The following is a 7,657-nucleotide window of genomic DNA, read 5'->3' on the forward strand; positions in this document are numbered from 1 at the left end:
GAGCAGATCGCATGAAGCCATCGATCATCCTTTCCGCGCTCCTGCTGGCGTCCACCCAGTGGCCCGCCTGGGCGCAGCAGCCCGCCACGGCCCCAGCCCGCAATGCGCAAAGCCAGGAGCGCCCGCTGGCCGCCCGCATCCTGGACGACCGGGTGGCAAGCGACTGGGGCCTGCAACCGCAGGAATGGGCGCGCTACCGCGAACTGATGGACGGGCCGCTGGGCATCTACTCGCCCAACCTGGACCCGCTGTCGGCCCTGGGCATCGAGGCCCGCACCGACGAGGAACGGCGCCGCTACGCAGAACTGCAGGTGCAGGTCGAGGCGCGCCGCGTCGAGAAGCTGCTTGCCTATCAGCGCGCCTACGACGAGGCCTGGCAGCGCCTGAACCCCGGCATGCAGCGGGTGAACCTGCCGGACGACAAGCCGGTCGCCGGCGCCACGCGCGGCTCCGGCCGCACGGCAGTGTTCGTCAAGGACGGCTGCGTGGCCTGCGGCCAGCTCGTGCAGCGCCTGCAATCGGCGGGTGCCGAATTCGACCTGTACATGGTCGGCAGCCGCCAGGACGACGCGCGCATCCGCGACTGGGCCAAGCGCGCGAACGTCGATCCGGCGCGCGTGCGCAGCGGCAGCATCACGCTCAACCACGACGGCGGGCGCTGGTTGACCTTAGGGGTGCCCGGCGACCTGCCGGCGGTCGTGCGCGAGGTGAACGGCCAATGGCAGCGCCAGCCATAGCCGCACCCCTGCGCGCAATGGTGCTCGCCGCTGGCCTGTGCGCCTGCGTCGCCCAGGCCCAGGAGGTTCCGCCACCGGCCTACCAACTCGCCGCGCAGCGCGCAGGCATTCCTTCGACGGTGCTCTACGCCGTGGCCTTGCAGGAGAGCGGCATCCGCCGCAACGGGCGCATCGTCCCGTGGCCGTGGTCGCTCAATGTCGCCGGCCAGTCACGCCGCTATGCGACCCGCGCCGATGCCTGCGCGGGCTTGCAGCAGGTGATGCGCTCCACACCGCACACGCGCATCGACGCGGGCCTGGGCCAGATCAACCTCGGCTACCACCAGCAGCGCTACGCCAGCGCGTGCGACCTGCTGGACCCGTACCGCAACCTCGCCATCGCCGCCGAGATCCTGCGCGAGCAGCACACCCCCGGCGAGGACTGGTTGCTGGCGATCGGCCGCTACCACCGTCCTGCGGGCGGTGAGCCCGCCGCCCGCTATCGCCGCAGCGTGTCGCGCCACCTTGCCCGCGTACAGGGCGCGCGCGCAACTGCCGCGGTTCTCGCCGTACGCCAGGAGACATCCCCATGACGAAATCCCATCTGGCCTTGCGGGGCCTGCTCGTACTGCTGACGGGTCTGCCGCTGGCCTCGCTTGCCGGCGAGCCGCTGATCGTGGTCGAAGACCGCGGCGGCACGTCGGCGCTGCCGTACTACGAAGCGCTGAACCTCCAGCCACGCGCCAACGCGCCGGCCCGGCCGCCGATCCCGACGCCCCAGGTTCCCGCCACGCCGACAGACGAGGCCGCGATGCTGCCTGTGCGCAGCGCCAAGCTCACGCCCGGCACCATCGCGCGGCGGGTCATCGAGGCACCGGGCCTGCGGCCTTTCGTGGTCGTCGGCGACGACGAAACTTCCCGGGCCTGGCTGAGCCGCCAGGCGGCAGCGCTGCGCGAGCGCGGCGCGGTCGGCCTGGTGGTCAACGTCGAGACCGTGCAGGGCCTAGTGCGGCTGCGCGCTCTGGTGCCCGGCGTACCCCTCGCGCCCGTGTCCGGCGACGACCTGGCCGAGCGCCTGGGCCTGCGGCATTACCCGGTGCTGGTCACGGCCACCGGCATCGAGCAATGAAGCCATGTCGGGGAAACAGCCGGTCGAGGTGCTGCTTCGCCCAGCGGTGGAGCTATATACCGTCGCGGCGTGTGCAGGCGCCGCGTTTCTGTCCCTGGTGGCACCATGGTCGCTCGCGCTGAGCCCCGCCATGGGCGTCGGCGGTGCGCTGGCGTTCGGCGCCTACGGCGCCATCCGCTACCGCGATGCCCGCGTCATCCTGCGCTACCGGCGCAACATCCGCAGGCTGCCGCGCTACGTGATGACCAGCAAGGACGTGCCGGTCAGCCAGCAGCGGCTGTTCGTGGGGCGCGGGTTTCTGTGGGAGCAGAAGCACACCCATAGGCTCATGCAAACGTACCGGCCGGAGTTCCGCCGCTACGTCGAGCCCACACCGGCCTACCGGCTGGCGCGACGGCGGGAAGAACGGCTGGAGTTCGCGCCGTTCCCGCTGTCCCGGCTGCCTGCGCTCACCGGCTGGGACGTGCCTTTCAACCCGGTGCGGCCGCTGCCGCCTGTGGGCGGTCTGCCGCGCCTGCACGGCATCGAACCCGAGGAGGTGGACATCAGCCTGCCGCTCGGCGAGCGCGTCGGCCACTCACTGGTACTGGGCACCACGCGCGTGGGCAAGACGCGGCTGGCCGAACTGTTCGTGACCCAGGACATCCGGCGCGTGAACGCCGCGGGCGAGCACGAGGTCGTGATCGTCATCGACCCGAAGGGCGATGCCGATCTCCTGAAGCGGATGTACGTCGAGGCCAAGCGCGCGGGCCGTGAGGGGGAGTTCTACGTCTTCCACCTGGGATGGCCGGACATCTCCGCACGCTACAACGCCGTGGGCCGCTTCGGCCGCATCAGCGAGGTAGCCACCCGCGTTGCGGGGCAGCTTTCCGGCGAAGGCAACAGCGCGGCGTTCCGCGAGTTCGCCTGGCGCTTCGTCAACATCATTGCGCGCGCGTTGGTGGAACTGGGACAGCGCCCGGACTACATGCTGATCCAGCGGCACGTCATCAACATCGACGCGCTGTTCATCGAGTACGCCCAGCACTACTTCGCCAAGACCGAGCCCAAGGCCTGGGAGGTAATCGTCCAGATCGAGGCCAAGCTCAACGAGAAGAACATCCCGCGCAACATGATCGGGCGCGAGAAGCGCGTGGTGGCGCTGGAGCAGTACCTCTCGCAGGCGCGCAACTACGACCCGGTGCTGGATGGCCTGCGATCGGCGGTTCGCTACGACAAGACGTACTTCGACAAGATCGTCGCATCGCTGCTTCCGCTGCTGGAGAAACTCACCAGCGGCAAGATCGCGCAGCTCCTGGCCCCGAACTACTCCGACCTGGCCGACCCGCGCCCGATCTTCGACTGGATGCAGATCATCCGTAAGAGGGCCATCGTCTATGTGGGCCTGGATGCGCTCTCCGACGCCGAGGTCGCCGCAGCGGTCGGCAACTCGATGTTCAGCGATCTCGTGTCGGTTGCCGGGCACATCTACAAGCACGGTATCGACGATGGCCTGCCGGGCGCATCGGCCGGTGCGCGCGTGCCGATCAATGTCCACGCCGACGAATTCAACGAGTTGATGGGCGACGAGTTCATTCCATTGATCAACAAAGGCGGCGGTGCCGGCTTGCAAGTCACCGCCTACACGCAGACGCTCTCGGACATCGAGGCCCGCATCGGCAACCGCGCCAAGGCCGGTCAGGTCATCGGCAACTTCAACAACCTGTTCATGCTGCGTGTGCGCGAGACCGCGACCGCCGAACTGCTGACCCGGCAACTGCCGAAGGTCGAGGTCTATACGACCACCATCGTCAGCGGCGCGACCGACAGCTCGGACATTCGCGGGGCGACGGATTTCACGTCGAACACCCAGGACCGCATCAGCATGTCCAGCGTGCCGATGATCGAGCCGTCGCACGTCGTCGGCCTGCCGAAAGGCCAGTGCTTCGCACTGCTGCAGGGCGGCCAGCTTTGGAAAGTGCGTATGCCGCTGCCAGCGCCGGACCCGGACGAAGTGATGCCGGCAGACTTGCAGCAACTGGCCGGGTACATGCGCCAGAGCTACAGCGAAGCGACTCAGTGGTGGGAGTTCACCAGCTCACCGGCCTTTCAGGACACGGGCCTGCCCGACGACCTGCTGGATGACGCCGCTGCGGCCGAACCTCCCGCGGTGGCCACTGCCACCGACGAGGACACCGGCAACGAGGCCTCGTCATGAAGGACGCCGCCTCGACTGCGCAACGGGAGCAGAACCAGCGCCAGGGCCTGATCGTCGGCACCATCACCTTGCCGTTCCGGCTGCTCGGGGTGCTGATCGGCTCGCTGCTGTTCTCGATCGTCGTGGAGTGCGTCGGCATGCACCTGTTCTGGAAGGACCAGGGCTGGCGGCACTCGCAGCAGATGTTGCAGTACGAACTGGGGCACCTGTCCAGCCACTTCACGCGCAGCGTCGTCGTGCAGGAACCGGGGCGCACCGCGCACGAACTGGTGGATACCGGCTACGAATGGGTATTCGTTCGCTCCGGACTGCTGGAGCGCATGAGCCAGACCGCCGAGCGCGCCCGTGCACCCAGCCACGGGCAGACGCGCAACTTCCGCTACTACATCAGCCAGGTCTATGTCTGGGCCGAGAACTACCTGATTGCCGCGGCCTTCACCACGCTCACGTTCCTGGTGCGCCTGCTGGTTCTGGTGCTCACGTTGCCGCTGATCTTCACCGCGGCGTTCGTCGGCCTGATCGACGGTCTTGTGCGGCGGGACGTGCGCCGGTTCGGCGCAGGCCGGGAATCCGGCTTCATCTACCACCGCGCGAAGGCGAGCCTGATGCCGCTGGCCGTGCTGCCGTGGATCACGTACCTGGCCTTGCCGATCTCGGTGCATCCACTGCTGATCCTGCTGCCCAGCGCCGCCTTGCTGGGACTGGCCGTGTCGCTGACAGCGGGAAGCTTCAAAAAGTACCTGTAGTTATATTTTTCTGAAAGCCTTGTCTTCATCGGAACCACCATAACGCTGTAGCCGCACTGCGCACTCAATCAACACAATCCGCGCGAGGTAAGCGGCATATTGACGCTCTGCGGCAAACGACTCCAGTCGGTCGTAATGTGTGCCATGCAAAATCTGCGATCGACCGTGGTCATAGATGTCCTTGACCAACTGCTTCAGTGTGCGCGGACGGTTGCCGCGTATTACCTGCGCGTCGCCACTCGTGCCGGTCAGATGGACCACCATTTCACGGATACCATCGTTTTTGCCACCGCAGCACAGTACATCAAGGCAGGTCCCGAGCTTCGCCAGCGCTATGGCATCGCTAGACTCACGATTGCCCTCGCCGAACCAGTCCAGCGCAGTAGCCCATCGGTTGGCAAGCTTAGGATGCCCGTGATTCGATGGATCGAGCAGCCCTTCTAGGATCGCCTCGAAGGCCGGAAGAATTGATGCCATGTCGTCCAACGCTTGCCTTACTCGTTCGGGAGGTTGCGAGGGAATTCGCTTCCCAATCGAGCTTCCAGGCAACCACAAAAAACCCTTGGTTTCGAGCAGACGATCGCTACCGGCAGGCGGCAGGCGCTCATCTTGAAGCGCCTGCTGCAGGAAACACTCGGGGGCACCAAAGCCCAGAGAAATAGCATCAAGCGCTGTTTTTCCAACCAATCTCGCTAGTTTGCGTGAGAATTCACGCTCATAGCCACGGACGGTTACCTTGACCAAGGCTGGACATCCGACGATCGCACTGTAGACGGCGCCGGCGAGCCCTTCGATGGAGGAGCCATCATTGGGCTTTTGCAAGGCATCCTTGAGAATTTCCTTCCAGCGGTGGTTCGACTCTGGTTGGTTCAGATAATGATCCTTTCCCTGCTGAGGGAAATCTACAGAATCTATCCAGTCCGACCTATTCAAGAATGTCACAGGACCGAGGGAGAACGGGGACGTCCTCTCCATGCCTAGGGTCCACGCAGGGAAATAGTGCGTGTGTTCGTTGGTGATGCTTGCGAGTCGTTCCTCGATAAGCAATTTCAGTTTGGGAAGCAGCCCACCCTGATCGCATTCATCAAACCCTGAAAGCTCACCCGAGGCGTGCATATCGGCAACGGCTTGGCGGGCAATTTTCTGAAAGGCCTCGGGTTCGATCTTCACTGAGTGAAGAATCCGATTCTGATGGAGGGTGCTGGAGAACTGCCCAAGCGCCTCTCTTGCCTTTCTGGTGAAATACCGCTGCATGCCGTTCTCGGCGGTGACGAAATCGGGAATGCCAGCCTCTTCGGACCATGGAGCGGCCCCCTTGTGCACACGATCTAACTCATCTACCAGAGCTTTCAGCTCGGTCTTTAGACCCATAAGTTCCTCCTCGATCTACTTCTAATCGCAGGATAGCCCAGGCTGACACCAACGGCCTCGGCATCCATCAATCCGGTCATTCGCAGGTTCCTATTGTTTGCGGCCTAGAACAGTCCCGATCTCCATGATCTGGCCATTGCTGATCACACAGGAATGGCGCGATGTTGGCTCCGATCTGGCAGCGCTCCGCGCATCGCGGCGTGCCCATTTTTCTCGTGACGGCCCTGCTGCTGGGTCAGTCCCCGATGGCGTTGGCCGAGTCCCCCGCACAGCGCCAGGAGCTGGTCGCCGCGCTGCGCCAGCTCGACGCCCTGGAGCGCACCGTCGCCGACAGCGCCGCGCATGCCCCCATCCAGCCGGGCGAGCGCTACCACTTCGATTACCCGCGGCTGCTGGCTGACCTGGCGCGCGTGCGCGCCGGCATCCAGGCCCATCTCACACCGTCGCGTGCCCAGCCGCGCGACCCCTCCGAACTGGCCGGCGACTACCGCACCGAGCGGTCCGCTTCGCCATCGCCGACGACGGAAGCCAAGCAATGAACGGCGCCCAGGTCTCGGCATTTCAAGCCAACAGCGGCATCGCGCCTTCGGCGATGGCGACCGTCCTGGTCGGCGTCGTGTTCGCTGTCCTGCTCGTGTGGGGCGTCTGGGCCATCCGAACGGCCTACGTGGGGTGGTCCGAGAGCCGTCTCAACCAGCGCCAGTTCCTCGGCGTCTGCATCCGCTTCGTCGCGATGTACCTCGTCCTGAGCTTCTTCCTCCTCTCCTGACCTGAAAGGCACGACCATGCAAAACCGCATCCTCCATTCCCGTCTTGCCCAGCGCGCCGCTGTGGCCTTGGGCGCCGCCGCGCTGCCCGCGCTGTCGTTCGCGCAAGGCTTGCCGCAGTTGGAGAACCCAACCCGCGGCACCGGCAACGGCATCATGGAAACGATCAGGAACTACGGCTACGACATCATCATGCTCGTGGCCCTCCTGGTCGTGGCGTCGATGTTTATCGGCGTCTGCTACCACGCCTACGGCACCTACGCGGAAATCCACACCGGCCGCAAGACCTGGGGCCAGTTCGGCCTCACCGTCGCGATCGGTGCCGTGCTGCTGGTGATCGGCATCTGGCTGCTCACCGAAGCCACCGGCATCCTGTAAGGCGAGGCCGGTATGTCCGAGCAGCAGCACGTCCGTGCGGACGGGACGGTCACGTTCCTTCCGCACCGGCTCAACCGCCATCCCGTTGTCGTGCGCGGCCTCACCGCCGACGAACTGTGGATCTGCTGCGGCCTGTCCGGCGCCGCCGGCCTGCTGGTCGGCGCGCCGCTGTCCTGGGTGTTCCGCACGATCGCCATCGCGCCGACGTTCGTCGTCCTGGGCGTGGCCCTGGGCGTCTTCATCGGCGGCGGCATCCTGCGCCGGCTCAAGCGCGGGCGTCCCGATACCTGGCTGTACCGGCAACTGCAATGGCGCATCGCCACGCGCCATCCGCTGATGGCGGGCTGGGTGGG

Annotated in this window: 10 protein-coding genes; 9 read left to right on the top strand and 1 reads right to left on the bottom strand. The window is 65.8% G+C overall.

Annotation, left to right across the window (positions count from 1 at the left end):
• Window positions 1–11 precede the first annotated feature (11 nt).
• From GIW57_RS14145 to GIW57_RS14165, 5 genes are read left to right on the top strand one after another with little or no spacing between them, the layout of a single operon-like run.
• Entirely contained in the window at window positions 12–737 is a 726-nt protein-coding gene (locus GIW57_RS14145) for a TIGR03759 family integrating conjugative element protein (protein ID WP_088578094.1), read from the top strand.
• Window positions 719–1,309: a transglycosylase SLT domain-containing protein gene (locus tag GIW57_RS14150; RefSeq protein WP_236511597.1), complete on the top strand. Its 591-nt coding sequence runs from the start codon at window positions 719–721 to the stop codon at window positions 1,307–1,309. The genes GIW57_RS14145 and GIW57_RS14150 overlap by 19 nt, the downstream gene beginning before the upstream one ends.
• The gene (locus GIW57_RS14155) at window positions 1,306–1,845 is read left to right on the top strand and encodes an integrating conjugative element protein (RefSeq protein ID WP_236511599.1); all 540 of its coding nucleotides are present in this window, start codon (window positions 1,306–1,308) and stop codon (window positions 1,843–1,845) included. Before GIW57_RS14150 ends, GIW57_RS14155 begins: the two co-directional genes overlap by 4 nt.
• A gap of 4 nt (window positions 1,846–1,849) precedes the next feature.
• Window positions 1,850–4,042, top strand: coding sequence for a type IV conjugative transfer system coupling protein TraD (traD, locus tag GIW57_RS14160; protein ID WP_236511601.1), 2,193 nt, complete (start codon window positions 1,850–1,852; stop codon window positions 4,040–4,042).
• Window positions 4,039–4,788 (top strand): TIGR03747 family integrating conjugative element membrane protein, encoded by a 750-nt coding sequence (locus GIW57_RS14165; RefSeq protein ID WP_236511603.1) that lies wholly within the window; start codon window positions 4,039–4,041, stop codon window positions 4,786–4,788. The genes traD and GIW57_RS14165 overlap by 4 nt, the downstream gene beginning before the upstream one ends.
• Here GIW57_RS14165 and GIW57_RS14170 read toward each other — a convergent pair whose 3' ends face one another.
• The gene (locus GIW57_RS14170) at window positions 4,789–6,159 is read right to left on the bottom strand and encodes a hypothetical protein (RefSeq protein ID WP_236511605.1); all 1,371 of its coding nucleotides are present in this window, start codon (window positions 6,157–6,159) and stop codon (window positions 4,789–4,791) included.
• A 161-nt stretch (window positions 6,160–6,320) separates the two neighbouring features.
• On the opposite strand from GIW57_RS14170, the gene GIW57_RS14175 reads away from it, so the two are divergent.
• From GIW57_RS14175 to GIW57_RS14190, 4 genes are all read left to right on the top strand, one after another.
• Window positions 6,321–6,698, top strand: a complete 378-nt coding sequence (locus tag GIW57_RS14175; RefSeq protein WP_236511608.1) for an RAQPRD family integrative conjugative element protein — start codon at window positions 6,321–6,323, stop codon at window positions 6,696–6,698.
• The gene (locus tag GIW57_RS14180) at window positions 6,695–6,928 is read left to right on the top strand and encodes a TIGR03758 family integrating conjugative element protein (RefSeq protein ID WP_003050225.1); all 234 of its coding nucleotides are present in this window, start codon (window positions 6,695–6,697) and stop codon (window positions 6,926–6,928) included. Before GIW57_RS14175 ends, GIW57_RS14180 begins: the two co-directional genes overlap by 4 nt.
• Window positions 6,929–6,944: 16 nt before the next feature.
• The gene (locus GIW57_RS14185; protein ID WP_023095489.1) at window positions 6,945–7,304 is read left to right on the top strand and encodes a TIGR03745 family integrating conjugative element membrane protein; all 360 of its coding nucleotides are present in this window, start codon (window positions 6,945–6,947) and stop codon (window positions 7,302–7,304) included.
• A gap of 12 nt (window positions 7,305–7,316) precedes the next feature.
• The coding region (locus GIW57_RS14190; protein ID WP_236511610.1) for a TIGR03750 family conjugal transfer protein at window positions 7,317–7,657 on the top strand (341 nt) is incomplete at its 3' end.

This window comes from Stenotrophomonas sp. PA-6-5C (genome assembly GCF_021605635.1).
Taxonomy (GTDB): domain Bacteria; phylum Pseudomonadota; class Gammaproteobacteria; order Xanthomonadales; family Xanthomonadaceae; genus Stenotrophomonas; species Stenotrophomonas lactitubi.

Bases quoted from the DNA above. Each gene is read 5' to 3' on its own strand.
- GIW57_RS14185 (WP_023095489.1), top strand. From the start codon at position 6,945: ATGCAAAACCGCATCCTCCATTCCCGTCTTGCCCAGCGCGCCGCTGTG.
- GIW57_RS14170 (WP_236511605.1), bottom strand. From the start codon at position 6,159: ATGGGTCTAAAGACCGAGCTGAAAGCTCTGGTAGATGAGTTAGATCGT.
- GIW57_RS14180 (WP_003050225.1), top strand. From the start codon at position 6,695: ATGAACGGCGCCCAGGTCTCGGCATTTCAAGCCAACAGCGGCATCGCG.
- GIW57_RS14145 (WP_088578094.1), top strand. From the start codon at position 12: ATGAAGCCATCGATCATCCTTTCCGCGCTCCTGCTGGCGTCCACCCAG.
- traD (WP_236511601.1), top strand. From the start codon at position 1,850: ATGTCGGGGAAACAGCCGGTCGAGGTGCTGCTTCGCCCAGCGGTGGAG.
- GIW57_RS14155 (WP_236511599.1), top strand. From the start codon at position 1,306: ATGACGAAATCCCATCTGGCCTTGCGGGGCCTGCTCGTACTGCTGACG.
- GIW57_RS14175 (WP_236511608.1), top strand. From the start codon at position 6,321: ATGTTGGCTCCGATCTGGCAGCGCTCCGCGCATCGCGGCGTGCCCATT.
- GIW57_RS14165 (WP_236511603.1), top strand. From the start codon at position 4,039: ATGAAGGACGCCGCCTCGACTGCGCAACGGGAGCAGAACCAGCGCCAG.
- GIW57_RS14150 (WP_236511597.1), top strand. From the start codon at position 719: ATGGCAGCGCCAGCCATAGCCGCACCCCTGCGCGCAATGGTGCTCGCC.